Below are 18,698 nucleotides of genomic sequence, written 5' to 3' on the forward strand. Positions count from 1 at the left end.
AGGAAAGAGAATGAATAACAACAGTATCGTTAAATACACTTATCTAAAAAGGCCTCGAGGATGCACCTCAAGGCCTTTTGTTTCTATTAATTCTATCAAAATGATTAGCTTAAAGAGATACGTTATTCTTTCCGAATGGTAAATTCAAAAGTCCTATCTATGGAAGCATCGATGAGAAACTCGTCATGTACCGGAGCACCCCAGCTATCATCACCGCCTACTCCCATTTGGCGTCCTGCTATGGTAATAACGGTGTAGTGAACATCTGGAAGCTCATAGTGGTGGCTCGCATTTTCCAGCTCAAATGCTGTAAACGGACAGATATTAGCCTCAACGGGCGCTGTTGAAGATGCCTCAATCTTAATGCCATGACCTTGATTGTTAGTTATGGATACTTCCCGCACACCTGTGCGATTTCCCGATTCCTGAGGCACTAAATATGCAGAGACATTATCAACCGCTCGATTGCGGAAACGGCACAACCTTGCTCCTGAAACACGGTCGATATAATTTTCTTCCGGGCCATTCGCATACCAATCCAAGTTGTCATAATCAGCAGGCACCTTGAATGTAAGTGCAAAAATCGGCATTTTGGGTAAGTTCGGTTCTCCATGGTACTTTGACTTGACCTTGATGCTGCCATCTGCAAATACCGTATAAGCTACGCTCACTTGTGCTGCCTTCGATACACTTAATTTATATACATAAGTCACAGTCGCACAATTTGCTTCTTCTTTAAACTCGCAGTTTATCGTTCTTCGAGTAAGGCTAGCTGCGTACCAAAGAGAGGAATCAAAATGAAGACCTGCTCCCTTATCATTATCCGTCATTGCTCGCCAGAAGATCGGCACCGGGGGGGAAGAGATCATCTCCCGTCCCGAGTATTTGATGGATATCATACTTCCCGCTTGCTTCGAGAACATAACGGAGAAGTCGCGTCCATGTACACCGATGTTCACGTCCCCTTCAACTACATGGAACTCATCCACGACCTGATCGATCGAAGAATCTAAACCTTGGCCTTCGCTCATCTTAAATGTAGGAACGCCGGTAGCCGGTTGATTATCTCCAACCCCAAAAATGTACTGACCAAAAGCAACCTCGTAACCTGCCTCTGCCCAAAGCGCGTCTTCCTTAAGGACGAGAGAAACGTCCAACGTATATTCACCAGATTGATATAAATCTTGTGGCAAGTTCAGCTTTATATATTTCTCCTCGCCCGGGTTAACCTGAGTGATTACAGCACCTTTGTGAACTTCACTCCCCTCATAATTCAGACAATATATAATTTCATACGCAGCCAATGTAGCAAATAAGTTCTCATTGCGAATCCTAACACCATGAGAATCCGGAGAGAGTATGACGTTCTGATACAGGAATTTCACTTCCTGCATTTTCGGAGACCATCTTCGATCAGCATACACAATACCGTTTCCGGAAAAATTATAATCCGTGGAACGGTCATCAAAATCTCCTCCATAAGCCATAAATGGTTTACCGTAACGATCATGCTTCACAATGACCTGATCCATGAAATCCCAGATAAACCCGCCTTGATACATCGGAAACTTCTGTGCCAGCTCTGTGTACTTATGTAAACCACCAACGGAGTTTCCCATCGCGTGCATATACTCGCAACTGATATATGGCTTGGACGGGTTAGCAAGCAGATACTGTTCAATATCGGCAGGCTTCGCGTACATCCGGCTCTCCATGTCGCTTGCATCATCAAACTCACGGTTATGAAAGACTCCTTCATAATGAACCAAACGTGTTGGGTCCTTCTTGCGAAAATAATTCGCTACGCTCCGAATAACTTCCCCAGCATAAGATTCATTACCACAAGACCAGATCAAAATGGATGGGTGATTCTTATCTCTCTCCAGCATGGAAACTGCACGATCCATCACAATATCATGCCATTCTGGTTTAGAGCCCGGTATGTTCCAGGACGGCTCAATAGCCCCCATTTTTTGCCACGATCCATGCGTCTCCAAATTCATCTCGTCGATAACATATACACCATATTCATCACATAGATCATACCATGTCGTCTGATTCGGATAGTGAGAAGTCCTAACAGCATTGATATTCGCCTGCTTCAATGTCTTGATATCCCATAGCATATCCTCTTTTGTAATACTGCGCCCATGATGAGGATTGAACTCATGACGGTTAACTCCTTTGAAGACGATACGTTTGCCATTTAAGTGCATGATCTTGTCTTTGATCTCAAATTTACGGAAGCCTATTTTTTGCGGTACTACTTCCACAACGTTTCCATACATGTCATAGAGAGAAATATACAGCGTGTACAAATAAGGCTCTTCTGCACTCCACAACTTGATCTTCTCTGCACTTAGTGTGCATGACACATTTTTTACTGGGCGCTCTTCTTCTCCCCGGACCACAAGCTGGCCGGCTGAATCCTTAAGCTCTAGCACCACTTTCAAGGCGACATTCCCCATCAGTTGCATATCGACCTTTATTATCCCTTGCTCATAGTTCTCGTCCAAATCAGTCTGAACCAAGAGATCATGCACGTGAGCTTCCGGAACAGTATACAAATACACATCACGAAAGATTCCAGAAAATCGCCAAAAATCCTGATCCTCGAGCCAGCTTCCCGTACTGCGCTGATAGACCTCGACAGCCAGTTTATTCTCACCTTCCACCAAGTACGGTGTAAGATCGAATTCACTTGGAGTAAAGCTGTCTTCGCTATAACCGACAAACTCTCCATTTAGCCATAAATAGAAGGCAGATTCAACACCCTGAAAAGATATGTAAACGGGCCTCTGCTGCCAATCTGCAGGAACTACGAAATACTTCACATAACTACCTACCGGATTATGATTCGCTGATATCATCGGAGGTCTAAGATGCTCTTGACCATCCCAAGGATACATCGTATTCACATATTGCGGTTGTCCGTAACCCTGCAGCTGAATATGCCCTGGTACCTCTATCTCATCCCACTCTCGGCAGGATACCTCTTGTTTATAAAAGTCCATTTTACGTCCCATCGCATTATCAGCATAACTGAATTTCCAAATTCCGTTCAGACTATAACGCAGGGGCATGTCTCCAAGATGTTCGGCTTCAAGTATTGTTTCGTAGTACCGATGATCGGAGTGTGCCTGCAATCTGCCCACTGCAAAAATCTGTGGATCTGATAACCACTCTAGTCTTGGCAGGACTTCTTCCTTCATCTCTTGCTTCATCGTCTTCATTCCTCCATCATCTGCATGCTTATTTCACGGATCCAGTCATCCCTGCAACAAATTGTTTCTGCATGATAAAGAATACCAGTGCCGTTGGCAGCGTCGTTATAACAATCGCGGACATAATCAGGCCATAATCTGGAGAATATCCCGATCCAAGATTTGAGATAAGCAGAGGCACGGTCATGTTCTCTGGTGATTGCAATACAATTAGCGGCCACAGATAATTATTCCAGCTGTTGAGGAACGTGATAATTGCCGCAGCAGCATAGGTTGATTTCATCGTTGGCATATAGATACGAAAGAACAAACCCAATTCTGACAAACCATCTATCCGCCCTGCCTCCATCATATCTTTGGGGAACATCTTCGTGCTCTGGCGGAAAAAGAAAATTAGAAATGCGGTAGTGAATGTTGGTAAGATTACAGCCGCTGCCGTATCAATGCCAAGGAAAGGCACGACACCCGATATTTTTGCAAACATTTGAAACAAAGGTACCATCATTGCCGCAAACGGAATCATCATGGATGCAAGCAAGATATTAAAAACAAAATCTTTAGCTCGGCTTCTATACATTTCAAAACCGTAACCAGCCGCTGATGCTACCAACAGGGAGAGCAGTGTAGTTACCACCGAGATTTTTGCAGAGTTCCACAGCGCTTGCCACATATCCACGGAACTAAATAGATTATTTATATTCTTCACCAGATGTGTTCCTGGGAGTAATGTACCTTTTGTTACGTCAACCGACTGATTCGTACTACTAACAATCATCCAAAGAAATGGAAAAATAGAAATAAATGCTGCGATCGTTAGAAATAGATAAGTAAATATGCGTTTGCTTTCTTTCATCGCTTATCGCCCCCAACTTTGTTCTGTATCATCGTTAGAACGACCACCATGAGTACGATGGAATAGGAGACGGTAGCTGCGTATCCAAAGTCTGGCGTATATTCAAAGGACAAGTTATAGATATATTGTGAGATCGACATGGTTGCATTTCCGGGTCCGCCTTTGGTGATGTTTACCACCTCGTCAAACAACTGAAGTGTTCCGATTGTCGATGTGATCGTCGTAAACAATATGATAGGTTTCAATAGCGGAATCGTAATTCTGTAGAATTGTGTAAATGCACTCGCCCCATCTATCCGAGCAGCTTCGTAAACAGACTTGTCGATATTTTGCAGTGAAGATAAATAAAAAATCATGTTATAACCCGTAAAACGCCATGTAATCGCAATAATAATCGTAACCTTCGCCCAAAAAGGATCGGTGATCCATTGAATCGGTTCACTTATAATATGAAGACTTCCTAGAAACTTATTGACGATACCGTCAATTCCGAACATGTACTTAAAGACAACAGAGTACGCTACAAGCGAAGTTACCGTCGGTAGGAAAATAGCTGTACGGAAGAACCCTTTAAACTTCAGTCTTTCGTCATTAAGGAGTACCGCAATAAAAAGCGCAAGCACCAACATGACGGGAACTTGAATGATTAAGTAAATGAAGGTATTCTTAACTGCTGTCAGGAACGTGGTATCATTAAACAACCGAATATAATTATCGAATCCGACATATTGAAGATTGCTGCCTCTTCCAGATTTAAAGGATAGAATGAATGCTTGAACCATCGGATAAAAATAAAAAACACTAATCATAATGACCGGAATAAGAACAAAGAACCAACCTGTCCATTGAATCCGCCTTTGACTGTTAAACCCTTTATGTCTTTGAGTGCTCAGTCCGGCTTTTTCTGTATGCACACCACTCCACACCCTTCTGTCAATTATGTTTCCTTGGATTTTTGATAAAAAAAGCCCTGACTCCTCTCCGTAATAAACCCACATGTAAGAGGAGAAGGAGCAAGGGCATCATCTGTGCAATTGAGTGTGTTTAACGAATTTGAGTATCTGCTTGCGTTTGTGCATCTTTCAAAACAGTGTCTATATCTTTCCCGCCAAGATACGCTTGCATCGCAACCACCATAATGTCCTCGATGGCATAAGTATTCATACCGTAGTTGACGTTTGGAATCTGCTCCGTCCAACTCGCGAAGTCTGAAACAACTTTTTGACCTTGGAAGAAATCATCAGCGACTGAGTAAGCTTCTCCGCTTGCCGCCGCTTTCAGAGTGCCGATTACACCAACTTTAGTATTCAATGTCTGATACAGTTTAACGTCTGAAGCAAATGTCTTGGACAGAAACTCTGCAGCAGCTTCTTTACCATCAATGTTCAGGACATACCAAGAGCTGCCCCCAAGGTTAGATGCATGAACAGAGCCACCGGTTGTCGTCAGTTTAGGAAGTGGAGCAACAGCCCACTTACCTGATTGAGAGGCTTCTGCCTTGATGGATGGTGTGATCCAGTTCCCCGTTGGAACCGTTGCTACTTCACCACTATTAAAGGCACCAACGAATTGGCTCCAATCCGATGTCACTTTCACGATTCCTGAATCCATCATTTCTTTATAAATTTGGAGGGCTTCCTTCAAGGCAGCGTTGTCAGCCAATGTTGGAGTTTTACCATCATCTCCTGTATACCAAGCTCCCGCGGATTGGATCATCATACGAATCTGACCGAGATCGTTCGGATCAAGTGTGAGCATGCTTTTTCCTGTCTTCTCTTTTACAGCTTTACCGATCTCGATATACTTCTTCCAATCGATATCCTGCATATCACTCACACTGTAGCCTGCTTGTTCAAGATAATCTGTACGTACGTACATTCCTGTCACACCGGAATCAAACGGAACGCCGTATTGCTTGCCGTCAACACTAGTCGGACCAATCTTATAATCCGCGAAGTCACTGGCTTTAACTACACCCGTTAGTTCAAAGAACGAATCTGGATACGCTTGCAGAAAGCTTTGTGCACGATAATCTTCAATAAGAACAATATTAGGCAAGCCTTTTGTAGAACCTGAATTGAGCCCCGTATTCAGCTTTTGCACAATGTCTGCTTGTGCGTTCTCTACGATGTTAATCGTTAAGTCTGAGTCCACTTGCCCGTACGCCTCTTTGGCAACATTCATGGCAGCAATATTAAAAGCCGGATCCCAAGCCCAAACCGTAATTTCCTTAGGCTCAGCAGTATTTTCGACTTCAGGTTTTGCAGGCGTCTCGGAATTCCCCTTATTCCCAGACTCGCCCCCAGTTCCACCTGAGGAACATGCTGATAAGAGCACCACACTCATCAGCAGTAAGCTAAGTAATTTTTTCAATGCATAAACCCCCTTTTTAATCTGAAAAACAACAAAAGATGGAAGCGTTATCCTATCTACGCACCCATCTTATCATTTGGCATTCGGTTTCATTGGCATTATCTTTGTTAGATTTTGTGCTATTATTGGACTTTTGTTATCGCTTACATTTAGTCCTGGTAGTATATTTGGATTCTGGTAAATTATTCAGCATTGAATCAATGGAAGTGTAACCTTGATCTTCGTGCCTTCACTCCGCTTACTTGTAATGTGGATGCCGCAATGATCTCCGTACATCAATTTAATTCGGTCATCTACATTACGAATACCGATGCCCGAGAATAATTGGCGATGTCTCGTCGGTGCAGGAAATTGCTCCTGTTCGGGCAATGTTGGATCCAAATCCATACCATCTCCGTTATCTACAATCTCGCATACAAGATGATCTCCCTCGACGGCAATCATAATCAGAATCCTCCCCTCTTCTTTCAGGTTGAATCCATGAAAGAACGCATTCTCAATAAAGGGCTGCAGAATTAACTTCGGAAGATGGTAAGAAAGGCTCTCTGGCTCAACAAAGAAATTCACCCTGATCTTCTCCCCGTAGCGCACATGATTAATATAAATATAATGCTCCAACGTCTGCAGCTCCTGACGAACAGGAATCGTGGAATGAATATCGCTAACTGTATTTTGAAGAAGTGAGATCAAAGCATTAATTGTTCCAGCAGCCTTTTCCTTATTCCCTTGCTGTACAAGAAACTTTATTGAGGCTAAAGTGTTATATAAAAAATGTGGGTTTATCTGCATTTGTAGAGCTGCCAACTCCGCATGGCGCTGCTGTTTCTGGGTCTCGACCAATTGTTCGACATAATCTTGCAATGAATCAAGCATAAAATTGAAGGCATTACCCAGTTCCCTAACTTCATAACTACTGTTGGTAATATCCACATGATTATTAAATTTACTGTGGGGTATATTCGACATCTGCTCTACAAGGGTTCGAAGGGACTTCGTCATCTTCCGTGTGATCAAAAACACAATGATAAGAGAGATCGCAACGATAGCCATGATCGTCAACGTCACTGCTTTAGCATTAATCATCTGACCTATTACGGCTTTTTTATCGATCTGATTCACCAGATACATATCCAGTTCAGGCAAATATTCTGAGAACATGATCACTTCATTACCCATACTATCCGCGAATTCCCCATTATCTTTCCTGCCCTGATCAGTTACTACCTCTTGCAAAAGCTCCTTGTTCCACAGCCCGATCCATTCACTTCTGTTACTCGATACAATTAAGCCCTCCTCATTAAGTAAAACAACGTCATTACCTTCACTTGTGAAATTTGCGTAGAAAGTTTTGAACTGATGATCACGAATGGCCACATACATAGTGCCATATATATTGCCTGTCGTCTGATCGAATAGAGCTTTGGTGGCCACTATCATAGGTTCGTTAGCATTGGCAGTATTCTTGCTATCAAAGTAGAGCTGGTATAAGATTTGTTCTGGATAGTCTGTGGTCTTTTTCGTGATTGAATGATGCTTCAAATTATCCGCCGAAACGGACCAATACCATGGATCTGTTGAGTAAGTCCGGCCATTCTTGCCCACAATCATCATACTCACGTCATAGGCGCTAAGATTAGATCGAATCGATTTCATCGCCTCTGTCATCTGGTATATTTTCATGGCAAGAGCCACGCTCTCTGTCTCTCCACTAGATAAATAACTTCGAATTGCAGCATTCTGAGCCATCTTTGTCGCACCAGTAGCTACGGCATTATTATAAGATTCCAGGTTTGCTTTCATCTGATTTAGGAGCTTCCCATTCGTAATACTGAAAGTTTTCATAAATAGTTGCTCCGAATTGTTAATCGTAATTGCGAGCGTCAAAAGCGATACGGTAACAATACTGACAAGGGTTACTAAAAAAAGTTTGAGAAATAAGCCCTGTTTCCGAAGCTTATCCACTATTTGTCTAATCATGACTCCGATGTCTCCTGTATAACCATTCTCCGATACTTGCTTGGCGAAATCCCTGTCTGTTTCTTGAACACCTTCGTAAAATAACTCTGATCAGAATACCCGACTCTTGCACTGATATCTGAAATTGTATGTTCCGTTGTTTGCAGCATTTCCATCGCTTTTTCTAAACGAACTTTATTCAGGTATTCACTGAATCCTTCCTCATTGTGTGCTGCGAAATAACTCGATAGATACGAAGCATTGAAATGGAATTGCCTTGCTACTTCGGTCAGCGTAATTGGATCTGCGTAATGCTCCTGTATGTATGCAAGTAATCTATTCATACTTGGATTGATAGAGGTGTTGGTCTCACCGATGATGTGTTCAGCTTCAAGTATAAAAGCTTCTACGACGGCGATCGCCTCTACTGCATAATTCGCCTCATCAATCTTTCTAAAATAGTCATATTTCGAAGAATCAAGCGCTCCAGTCTCATACTTCATTTTTCCAAGGGTGGTGGTCACGTTAAATATAAAATTCCCCAAGAATGATTTGAACTCAAAAATATCTGTTCGATAATCTGCTGAACGCTGGTGAACATATTCCATAAACCCGGTGAATGCCTTATGGTATTGCTTACGTTTTAACTGCTCCATAAATTGACTCATATCATACTCAAGAATAGAAGATGTAGATGCGGGCAAATGGTCATGTTCAATTAAACTTCGGCCCGGCATATAAAAAGTGTAACGTGTGAGCTTCAAATAGTTGTCTCGATAAATCTCGCCTAAACAATTAAAACTTTCGAAGCGCTGACTTATATAGAAATGCAATCCTCTCGCATTGTAATCCATTCCCGAAATAAGATGCCTTATTTCCATAACAAGTTCATCCCAACGCTCCGGATTCACATTAAGCAAACAAAGAAAGGAGTCATTAACGAATTTCAACCGCATATACACGGCCTCGACCAAACCGAGCTTACTTAATCCGCTTTCCACTTCCCTAATTAAGATCAACTTATCGTCAGTATCCTTTAGATGCTTCATACCCAACCCGAAAAATGCATACTGTCCGTATGGAAACTTAGAATACAGCAGTGAAGGATCGTAAGAAGCTTCATATCCTGTCATAAACTTCTCAATAACTTGTAATAGTTGCCTTTCACCTACATCAGCTACCAGATGATTATCCATCTGCATCGAGGCCATTTTTACAGTCGTTTTGTTGAGCACAGACAACAAGTAATCCGCTTCAAGCTTCGGTTTCAGAATATAATCAGCTACACCACTCTGAAATGTCGACCGTACATAATCGTATTCACTGAAACTGCTGAGAACGATGATCTCAATATGTGGATATTTCTCCTTCACAACCTTAACAAGCTGCTCCCCGCTCATCACAGGCATGACAATATCCGTAAGAATGACATGAGGAGATAGCTCATCTATCCTATTTAATGCTTCAACACCATTAGAAGCCTCACCCACGATTTCGTATCCCTCTTGTTCCCAATCCAACAAGTGCTTTATCCCCTGTCTCACAAGCATCTCATCATCCACAATCATAATCTTAAACATCGATTTCATATCTGTTCCCCCCTGTAGCTATCATCCTATTTGATTCACTCAATACTTGATTGTATTTCAATCTAACCCTTTTTGAGCTGCCATTCCTATATACGAAACAAAAGATGTAACCGCTTACTGTTTTGGGATCAATCTAGGCCTCAACCTAAATACAACAGACATCGCTCATTGATTCTCAGTTCTTATTGCATCAATTGTCTAACAATAGAACTCAATAACTTCATTATAATTATCAATTATTGATAAAAAATAGTGTTTGATTGCTTTTTTATACCTTTTCTTGATATTGAAACTTCAGAATATTCAAATCACGGTTGTATCAATCAAATACGATATCCTTGCATATACCGTTCATCTCCCGATGTTTCCATTGTCCCGGGCTTATGCCCTCAACTTGCTTAAACACTCTATTGAAATGTTGGATCGTTTTGAATCCAACGTTTTCTGCGATTTGCTTAAGCGATAGACTGGAATACAAGATTAACACTTTTGATTGTTCTACTCTTAAATTTTGCAAATAATGAGTAAACGAGCAACCGAAATTGTGCTTTATCATTTGACTAACATAGTTCTTGCTGTAACAGGTTCTCTCCGCCACCAATTGCAAAGTAAGGGACTCGTTGTAGTGTTCCCCCAAGTAATGCTCCACTCGTTTGGCAGCTTCCGTAGGCTCAGATGCCTTCTGACCAACTTCACTTGAGTTGTATTCGGGTTTACCCGAATCACCCTCACTCGTATTTCGGCACAACATGTACAGCAATTGCACTAAACACAAGCAAGCCGTTTCACCGTAAAATAATGCTTTCCTCTCCCCTTCCTTTCGTATACGTTCGAGCAATGATTTCAATTCCGTTGTCGTATCTTTGTGACGTGTCGGCAACTTCTTGACCTCATCAATCAGCTGATTATCGTGTATTCGAAATTTTAAATCAAGCGTCTTGTTCTTATTTGCTTCATGTACACGAGGTACAAATCCATGCATTCGCTTGGGTTGTATGAAGAATAGTGTACCTGATTCGATCGGATATTCTGCACCATCACAAGTAAATACTCCCGCGCCACTTAAAAAATAGATGATTTGATAATAATCGTGCAAGTGTGGTTGCAGCCTGCTGGCCATTTCATAATCGTATCTGGAGGCCCATAATAGGTTTATCCCGAATTTATCCATGAATTACCTCCACTAATAAACATGATATAGATAAAATTCACCCTTCAATAGATAAACAAAGAGGTCCTTCTGTCAGATAAAATAAAAGAAGATCCTCCCATTTGATTATGCCACAAAGGAGAGAGTTATGTTGCATATTAGTGATCATTTCCCCCGCTACAATGACTATAACCCACTGGTCCCGGTATGGTGTATAACCCCCCAAACGAAACGCTGTTTTCATCGTTTTTTCGATACGTCGCCAGTCAGTCCGTCTGGACATTACGTTGCCTTACTGCAACTGCCGCAGGAGCATCGACTTCCTGAACCAGGAGAAGCAGCCAACATTGTACTCGTCGATCTGCATACATCAGAAGAGAGGGTTATCGCGGAAACCTACGGATGGGAGCCGCAACTGGGTGCTAACATCAATTGGGGCGCTGATGATGATTCGATCTACTATAATGATGTGGATACTGCCAGCTGGGAGCCCCTTTGTATTTGCCTAAACCCCCACACTGGCGAAAAACGGAGCCTGCCAGGCAGCATCTATCGCATCTCTCCTGATGGTAAGACGATTATTTCAGCCTGTGTTACAAAAATGCGCCGAACGCAGTCCGGATACGGTATTGTTGTTCCAGATGAGTACGTTCCACGAAACTATGGTTTTCGAGAAGACGATGGCCTCTATGCGTTGAATGTGGAAACTGGTGAGCGTAAGCTGCTCGCATCAATCAAGGATATATTCGACCTTGCCGAACCACCAATTAATAAAAGGTTGTACGAAAATGGCGAATGCTATGGCTTTCATTGTAAATTCAACCCACAGGGCGACCGCATTTTATTTACATTAAGATGGTTCCAATCAAATAAGGAACAGCCTTGGAACATGATTGAGAGTGGATTAAAGTATTGGGTTGTCACGATGAAAGCTGATGGCAGCGATATTCGTGTTGCAGTAGGCCCTGAGCAGTGGGATAAAGGCGGACACCATATCCATTGGTTTCCCGATGGTAGGCGTCTCTCCATGAATTTGTGCCTTGATGGCGACAATCGGATGTATTTTGTTCAAGTCAATGAGGATGGAAGCAACATTGGCAAAATGATCGATACCATTCCCGGCTCCGGTCACCCGACTGTTCACCCGAACGGAAGACATATCGTAACGGATGCCTATGCACACGAGGCAGTAGCATTCGGTGACGGAACGGTTCCACTTCGGCTCATTGATTTACAGTTGAAGAACGAGGTGACATTCGTTCGCATCAATATTAGGAATCCGGGTACGAAAGTCTCAGGCACGCTACGCGTCGATCCCCATCCCGCATGGACACCAGACGCGAAGCATCTTGTCTTCAATGGCTATGTAGGTGACACGCGTCGCGTTTTCATTGCTGATTTGTCTAGTTTAATATCATGATATAGAGACCGGATTCATTAGAACTATTGGTTCTGGCGAATCCGGTCTTTCCATAACTAAGTATTCAGTTCTTACCCTCTAACACGTAATACATCGAATAGATATTTGCGAACATCAGCGTCCTTGTGCGTATGGTCCGATTCTTAATATCAATGTTCGGTCTTCGCAATTCCTTTTAACATATCTCGGTACATACCGGGCGTTATGCCTTCTAATTTCTTGAATGTTCGAATAAATGTATTGCTGCTGTAAAAACCAACTTTCTCCGCGATTTCTTTAACCGCCAGCTCGTTCTGTGAGAGAAGCGTTCTTGCAGCATCCATTCTTATCTTATTGATTGCGTCCAGCAAGGTGTCTTTCGTATGTTCTTTATACACGCGAGTCAAATAGACCGGATTCATTCCGAAATGCTCGGCAATCGTTGCTACTCCGAGATTAGAATCCTGATAATTCGCCTGGATATAAGCCCTCAACTCCTCCACCAAGCCGGAAGGCCGGCTTTTTTTCTGTCCGAACTCCTTGGTGATTTGCTTGATAATATCGAACAGTCCTTGCTGGATTTCGGCAACACGCTCACATTCCAGCAATCTCCAGAGTACTTTCTGATGCACAGTTATGGAAGCACGGCTATAATCCGCTTCATAAAGAGCTTTCATAACCGTTCCGCCCATATCGAAGAGAAAACATCTGACCATCTCTATCGGAAGAAGTCCATGGGAATGCATCTCTTCAAATACCTCTTCGAGGATGAGAAGAGCCAAATCCGTCTCACCCGCTTTAATTGACATAATTAATCGCTGCTCTTTCTCCCATGTAAACCAATATTCAGGTTCGTTGCTTTGCAACTGTTCATACTGAATAATTTCGGTACTGCCCAGCAACATCTTATACTCCATCGCTTTTAGTGCTTCTTGATAAGCAGAAGGAATACCGCCAATTGACGTATGAACACGGCTTATCGAAGTCGTAAAATGGATATTAAACTTGATCTGAATCAATTGCCTGGCTTCTCCGATTATCCGATAAAGTTCTCCCTGAACCTCTTCATCTGAACTGTCCTGTACATTGACCAAGCATGCCAACATATCATCCAACTCCGCAATGTAAGCGTGATGGCGCTGCCTACACATCTCCTCTACGATATTTCCAACGATCATATGAACAAACTTTCGCTGACGCTCAACATCCCCATTCTGATGTTTAAACAGTTCCGTATAATCCTCAATATATAGCAGAATTACAAGGTATCGTTCGCCAACAAATGAGATGCCGTGGGTATCCAATGCTTCACTTAGCGGAAAGTTCGTCTCCAACCTCCCCTTCATCAGCCGCTCGAAAAAATAGTTCCGCAATACTTTATTTTGCTGATCTAGCGCATGAAAAATAATGGAATATTCATTCTTGATTTCAGCGAGTGAAAACTGAGCCTGGCTAGACAGTGAACGTACCAAATTATGAACCGGATGATAACTACGTCTGGCCAAATAATAAGCGGCAGCAGCACCTAATAACAGGACAATCAGTAACGCTGCAATCATCAAATTGCGAATATAGGATGATTTTTCCATGAACACTTTAACAGGCAGTACGGATATATACTTTAAATTGGCGCTTTCCGAGGAAATATAAGAAACAGCCATCTTTTCTCCATCCACCGTTTCATAGACGATACCACCCCCACCGTTTAACCGTTCATATGAAATAGAGGGAGGAAGGCGCATATTTTTAGTAGATACAAGCACTTCATTATTCTCGTCCAATATAAGGACTGATCCTTGATTGATCCAATTGACCTTTTGAATCGGTGCCTGAAACCGCTCTAGTTCCAACACGATGACACTCGTTGCTAACGACTCTCCACGGTCTTCGACGGGAAGAGAACGCATATAAAGAATGGCTTGTTTGGTCATACCGTTATCAGTCGTGTAAGGGTATACGATCAAATCTCCCATATACTTGCGGTCAAGCAACGAATACCAATCTTCTTTTACGTTTTCATTCGTTTCATGATGCGTTTGAAAATAATCATCTGGATCATACAAAGCGCTCTGCGATAAAACAAAGTTACCTCTCTTATAATAAACGTAGGAGTCGGTGACCATTTCATGCGCCATCGTTAACCCTTTAAATTCCTTGAGCGCTAAAGTGATGGAATACCGGTCCTCCTCGGCTAAAGGCTGGTTCGCATAAAGTAGTCCCCTGACTTGGGGAAGAAACGCTGTCTGGACGCTCATTCGGTTGACACTTTCGATTTGCCCATCCAATACCTGCTTGACCTGCTGGAGAAGGGCCGCATTGGCACGGTTAATCTCCGTCTCTACCAATTGGCGAACTTGCAAGTATACGAACAGCCCTATCATGATGGGAATAAGTAGGATAAGGGAATGGGAGAGGAACCATGACCACAAAATGCTCCACCGTTTTAATTCAAATTTTCTCTTCACTGTGATCCCCCTCGCTCCTTATCGTTCTCTGACTTAAGACCTCTTGTTATAGCGCTCTACCGCAGCCTGCTGTAATTGGATTGCTTTCTCGATATTCATCTTCTTTAACTGATTGACAAATTGGTTAAAATTTTCAATCGGCTCTTCTCCCAAAATGAACTTCGTGTACATTTCGTCACCGTATGTCCGTACTTCAGCCATAATCTTTGCGAGGTGCTCCGACTCCTCTTTGGTTGCGCTTACAAGTGGTAGAATAACACGCTCCGCATTTTTCTCGAATTCACCCCATACTTGAATAGCCTCCTTTTGTTGCTCAAGCTCGTAAAATTGTTCCAAATAACGCGCATCATTCACGAACCCAGGAGACGGATAGTTGGCGCGTAAATACTTAGTCATGGCTAAGGAGACGGCCAGCTTATCCGGGTTTTTCATAATCAGGTCAGTATATTTTGGATACCCATTTTCATTCGTGTAGGTTAAACCTTCAACGCCAAAATTTTTTAGCATATGACCCTCATTGCTAAATAAATAATCGAGCCATTCTACGGCCTCTTGCGGATTTTTGTTGGCGGTAGTAATCGCTGTGCTTCCGGTAGCCCGATACTTGTTCGCACGATTGATAAACCGAGGTTCCTCCCCTCTCTTTAAGACTGGGTACTGCGCGGCTATTATATTATAATCTTCATTCTTCTTCGAGCCGATGCCCATATAGACACCGATACTGCTACCAGCAAACCCAAAGACCGCACCGGATTTACCCGAAAGCATTCTGGCGTCAATCGTTTTCCTATCAATGGCTCCAAAATCTGGATCGATTAACCCCTCTCTGTACCAGCTGCGCAAGAAAATTAAATATTCTTTGAAGCCAGACTCCATAGGACCGTATTTCACTTCTCCGTTGTCCAGGTAAAAATCTCTTCCGACGCCAAAGGCTCCTACAATGAAATCATTAAGCTTGTTGGGATCCACTTTGTCAATATAGGTCGTGTATGGCGCCGTGGCACCTTTCTTCTCCTTGAATGCTCGGAGCATTTCCGTCCAATCCTCCAGAGTTTCCGGAACGGCAAGTCCCAGTTCATCAAGCCAATCTTTACGAATTAGGGGACCACTAAACGTATTCACTTTGCCGATTCCAATAGATGGGATTACATACATTGTTCCGCTATCCGTACTGAATTCCTTAGCGATTTGCGGATTATTACTCAAGTATTTTTTCAAGTTAGGCGCATGTTGATCAATCAGATCATTCAATTTAATGATGACCCCGTCATGAATGGCCTTCTCTGGTCCTCCTGGATATGATAACCAATCATATTCAATCATGTCAGGTAAGTCCCTTGAAGCGATTAACAGGTTGAACTGTTCTTTTTCATCCCCCTGAGGTGGGTGGGAGAATTCAATATGGATACCCGTTCGCTCCTCTATTACTTTATACATCTCCACATCTCCTAAATGTTGAACAACGGACGCAGCATTGGGATTAAGTGGCGACCAATAGGTATAGCCTATTCGGTCAGAACGATTGACTGAGGAAGGTGCGCTTTCTCTAGAGGAATCTTGCTTCGTACATCCTGTAGACAAGCCTACAATCGATACACATGTTAGAAGCAGACTTGCTAAAAATTTTATTGTAAACGATTTCATATTTATCATCAGTTCTTCTTCCTTTCCTCATTCTCGCGCAATCAGTCTGTATCTGGAAGCATCATATCGAAATCGCAAATGAATTCTTAGATCCTCTTTCATAGGTCACATCATTTAACTCATTTTTTTCTTCTCAATCTAAAAGTTTCCACATTTTAAATGTCTTTACTTTAGAGGAGAAGAAGTGGACTTGTCAATCCATCATTTCCGATAAGTAGCAAATGGAATATCGATATCGGATTCTGGTTATGGCAGATGTTGCGTTTGGATGATGTTGATATCATATGGATGATTTTACAATCATTACAGGACTTATATGATGAAACAGGTAACCGACACGAACTCAAGAATTATAGGGAGGAAAAAAGTCATGATAACCCGTACATTAAAAATGGTTTCATCCAGACACAGAAAAACAGCACGTGCAATACTCGCTTTTACTTTGATTGGCAGTCTTATGGCTGGCTGCTCTAAGGAAACACAGACACCTACTGCTAATGGCAATGTCGACAAACCTGCGAGCAGCTTCTCCTATTGGTCAACCTTGGATGCGAATGCTTCATCCTCTGTTACTCAGCTTGGTGAAGTTGAATTTTACAAAGAATTAGAAAAAAGAACCGGCATTAAAATCAACTTCTCTCACCCTCCAGTCGGTAGCGAGGACGAACAATTTAATTTGCTTATCGCCTCAAGGGATTTGCCGGACATGATGGAGTACGGATGGCTTGTATATCCTGGTGGGCCAGAAAAAGCGATTAAAGATAAGGTGATTATCGAACTTAATGATTTGATCGACAAACATGCCCCTAACATCAAAAAATATCTGGATGAAAACCCAGAGATTTCAAAACAAGTAAAGACAGATAATGGTGTATTATATGTCGTTCCATCCATTGGTACTGGTACTGTCAACACCTTTAGTGGTCCCCTTGTTCGTAAAGATTGGTTAGAAGAAACGGGGCTTCAAACACCAGAAACCATCGATGAATGGACGACGATGTTGCGAGCATTCAAAGAGAAGCAAGGAGCCACCGCACCATTTACAATGCTTCTCAACCGAAAAGAATACGACATTATCGTTGGTGCTTTCGGTGTCAATCGGGAATTCTACCTCGACAATGGGCAAGTAAAGTTCGGTCCAATGGAGCCTGGCTTTAAAGATTATCTCAGTTTAATGCGGGAATGGTACAAAGAGGGCTTACTCGATCCTGATATTGGCGCTAATGACAAAAAGACGCTCGATGCCAAGATGGCCTCAGGAAAATCCGGCGCCGTATATGGGTTTGCCGGCAGCAGCATAGGCGTTTATATGAATGCCAACAAAGATAAAGATCCAAAGTATGATCTGACAGCTGTGCAATATCCGGTCCTAAGGAAAGGAGATAAACCTAAGTTTGTTAATATGGCTGACCGTTATCGCATGACAGGAAGTGTTGCCATCACAACGAAGAACCCTGATCCGGTATCTGCGATCAAATGGCTAGACTACTATTTTACAGAAGAGGGAAATATTCTGAAGAACTTTGGAGTTGAAGGACTAACATATACGAACGAGAATGGCTATCCGAAATATACAGACCTAATTTTAAAAAATCCGGATAATCTCTCGATCGCTCAAGCCATGGGCAAATATTTAAGATCAAACTATCCGTCACCTGGTTTCGTCAACGACGATCGCTATCTAGAACAGTATTATCAGCTTCCGCAGCAACAAGAGTCAATAAAAGTATGGGGTAAGTACGAGGACAATACAGTAGGTACGAAAATGCCGCTTGTTAGTGCAACGCCGGAAGAATCTGAGCAACTCGCCAAAATAATGGCTGAAGTCAACACCTATGCAGACGAAATGTATATTCGATTCGTTCAAGGCCAAGAATCACTCGACAACTTTGATAAATATGTAGAGCAGATGAAGAAAATGAAAATTGAAGAAGCCATCCAATTGCAGCAAGCTGCCGTGGAACGCTTCAATAAGAGATAACAGCGAGAGAGGTGAGAAACATGCCGCAGTTGCCGTCCAACCGGACAGCTGCGGCCGATGTTCA

11 protein-coding genes are annotated in these 18,698 nt (G+C 42.5%); 2 read left to right on the plus strand and 9 right to left on the minus strand.

All coding sequences use genetic code 11. The features are described 5' to 3' along the window. Positions 1-122 precede the first annotated feature (122 nt). The 7 genes from ACK8P5_RS18765 to ACK8P5_RS18795 all read right to left on the minus strand — a co-directional run bounded on the left by ACK8P5_RS18765 (position 123) and on the right by ACK8P5_RS18795 (position 11,166). Positions 123-3,224: a glycoside hydrolase family 2 TIM barrel-domain containing protein gene (locus tag ACK8P5_RS18765; protein WP_422657776.1), complete on the minus strand. Its 3,102-nt coding sequence runs from the start codon at positions 3,222-3,224 to the stop codon at positions 123-125. Between the two features lie 28 nt (positions 3,225-3,252). Then, positions 3,253-4,077: a carbohydrate ABC transporter permease gene (locus tag ACK8P5_RS18770; RefSeq protein ID WP_422657777.1), complete on the minus strand. Its 825-nt coding sequence runs from the start codon at positions 4,075-4,077 to the stop codon at positions 3,253-3,255. Continuing rightward, positions 4,074-4,886 carry a carbohydrate ABC transporter permease gene (locus ACK8P5_RS18775; protein ID WP_422661517.1) on the minus strand — a complete coding sequence of 271 codons (813 nt, stop codon included), beginning with the start codon at positions 4,884-4,886 and terminating at the stop codon, positions 4,074-4,076. Before ACK8P5_RS18775 ends, ACK8P5_RS18770 begins: the two co-directional genes overlap by 4 nt. Before the next feature lie 235 nt (positions 4,887-5,121). Beyond that, on the minus strand, positions 5,122-6,450 hold the full coding sequence (locus ACK8P5_RS18780) for an ABC transporter substrate-binding protein (protein WP_422657778.1): 1,329 nt from the start codon (positions 6,448-6,450) through the stop codon (positions 5,122-5,124). A gap of 186 nt (positions 6,451-6,636) precedes the next feature. Continuing rightward, a complete protein-coding gene (locus tag ACK8P5_RS18785; RefSeq protein ID WP_422657779.1) occupies positions 6,637-8,427 on the minus strand; it encodes a sensor histidine kinase in 1,791 nt (596 codons plus the stop codon). Next, entirely contained in the window at positions 8,424-9,995 is a 1,572-nt protein-coding gene (locus tag ACK8P5_RS18790) for a response regulator transcription factor (RefSeq protein ID WP_422657780.1), read from the minus strand. Before ACK8P5_RS18790 ends, ACK8P5_RS18785 begins: the two co-directional genes overlap by 4 nt. Positions 9,996-10,314: 319 nt before the next feature. Beyond that, positions 10,315-11,166, minus strand: coding sequence for an AraC family transcriptional regulator (locus ACK8P5_RS18795; RefSeq protein WP_422657781.1), 852 nt, complete (start codon positions 11,164-11,166; stop codon positions 10,315-10,317). A 127-nt stretch (positions 11,167-11,293) separates the two neighbouring features. Between ACK8P5_RS18795 and ACK8P5_RS18800 the strand changes: the two genes are divergently transcribed. Further along, a complete protein-coding gene (locus tag ACK8P5_RS18800) occupies positions 11,294-12,565 on the plus strand; it encodes a TolB family protein (protein WP_422657782.1) in 1,272 nt (423 codons plus the stop codon). 149 nt (positions 12,566-12,714) lie between these two features. Here the strand turns inward: ACK8P5_RS18800 and ACK8P5_RS18805 are convergent, their stop codons facing one another. Continuing rightward, positions 12,715-15,009: a helix-turn-helix domain-containing protein gene (locus ACK8P5_RS18805; RefSeq protein WP_422657783.1), complete on the minus strand. Its 2,295-nt coding sequence runs from the start codon at positions 15,007-15,009 to the stop codon at positions 12,715-12,717. 33 nt (positions 15,010-15,042) lie between these two features. Then, positions 15,043-16,662, minus strand: coding sequence for an extracellular solute-binding protein (locus ACK8P5_RS18810; RefSeq protein WP_422657784.1), 1,620 nt, complete (start codon positions 16,660-16,662; stop codon positions 15,043-15,045). A 361-nt stretch (positions 16,663-17,023) separates the two neighbouring features. Between ACK8P5_RS18810 and ACK8P5_RS18815 the strand changes: the two genes are divergently transcribed. Continuing rightward, a complete protein-coding gene (locus ACK8P5_RS18815; protein WP_422657785.1) occupies positions 17,024-18,634 on the plus strand; it encodes an extracellular solute-binding protein in 1,611 nt (536 codons plus the stop codon). Positions 18,635-18,698: the final 64 nt, after the last annotated feature.

Source organism: Paenibacillus sp. EC2-1 (genome assembly GCF_049311625.1).
In the GTDB taxonomy this organism is placed as follows: Bacteria; Bacillota; Bacilli; order Paenibacillales; family Paenibacillaceae; genus Paenibacillus_AQ.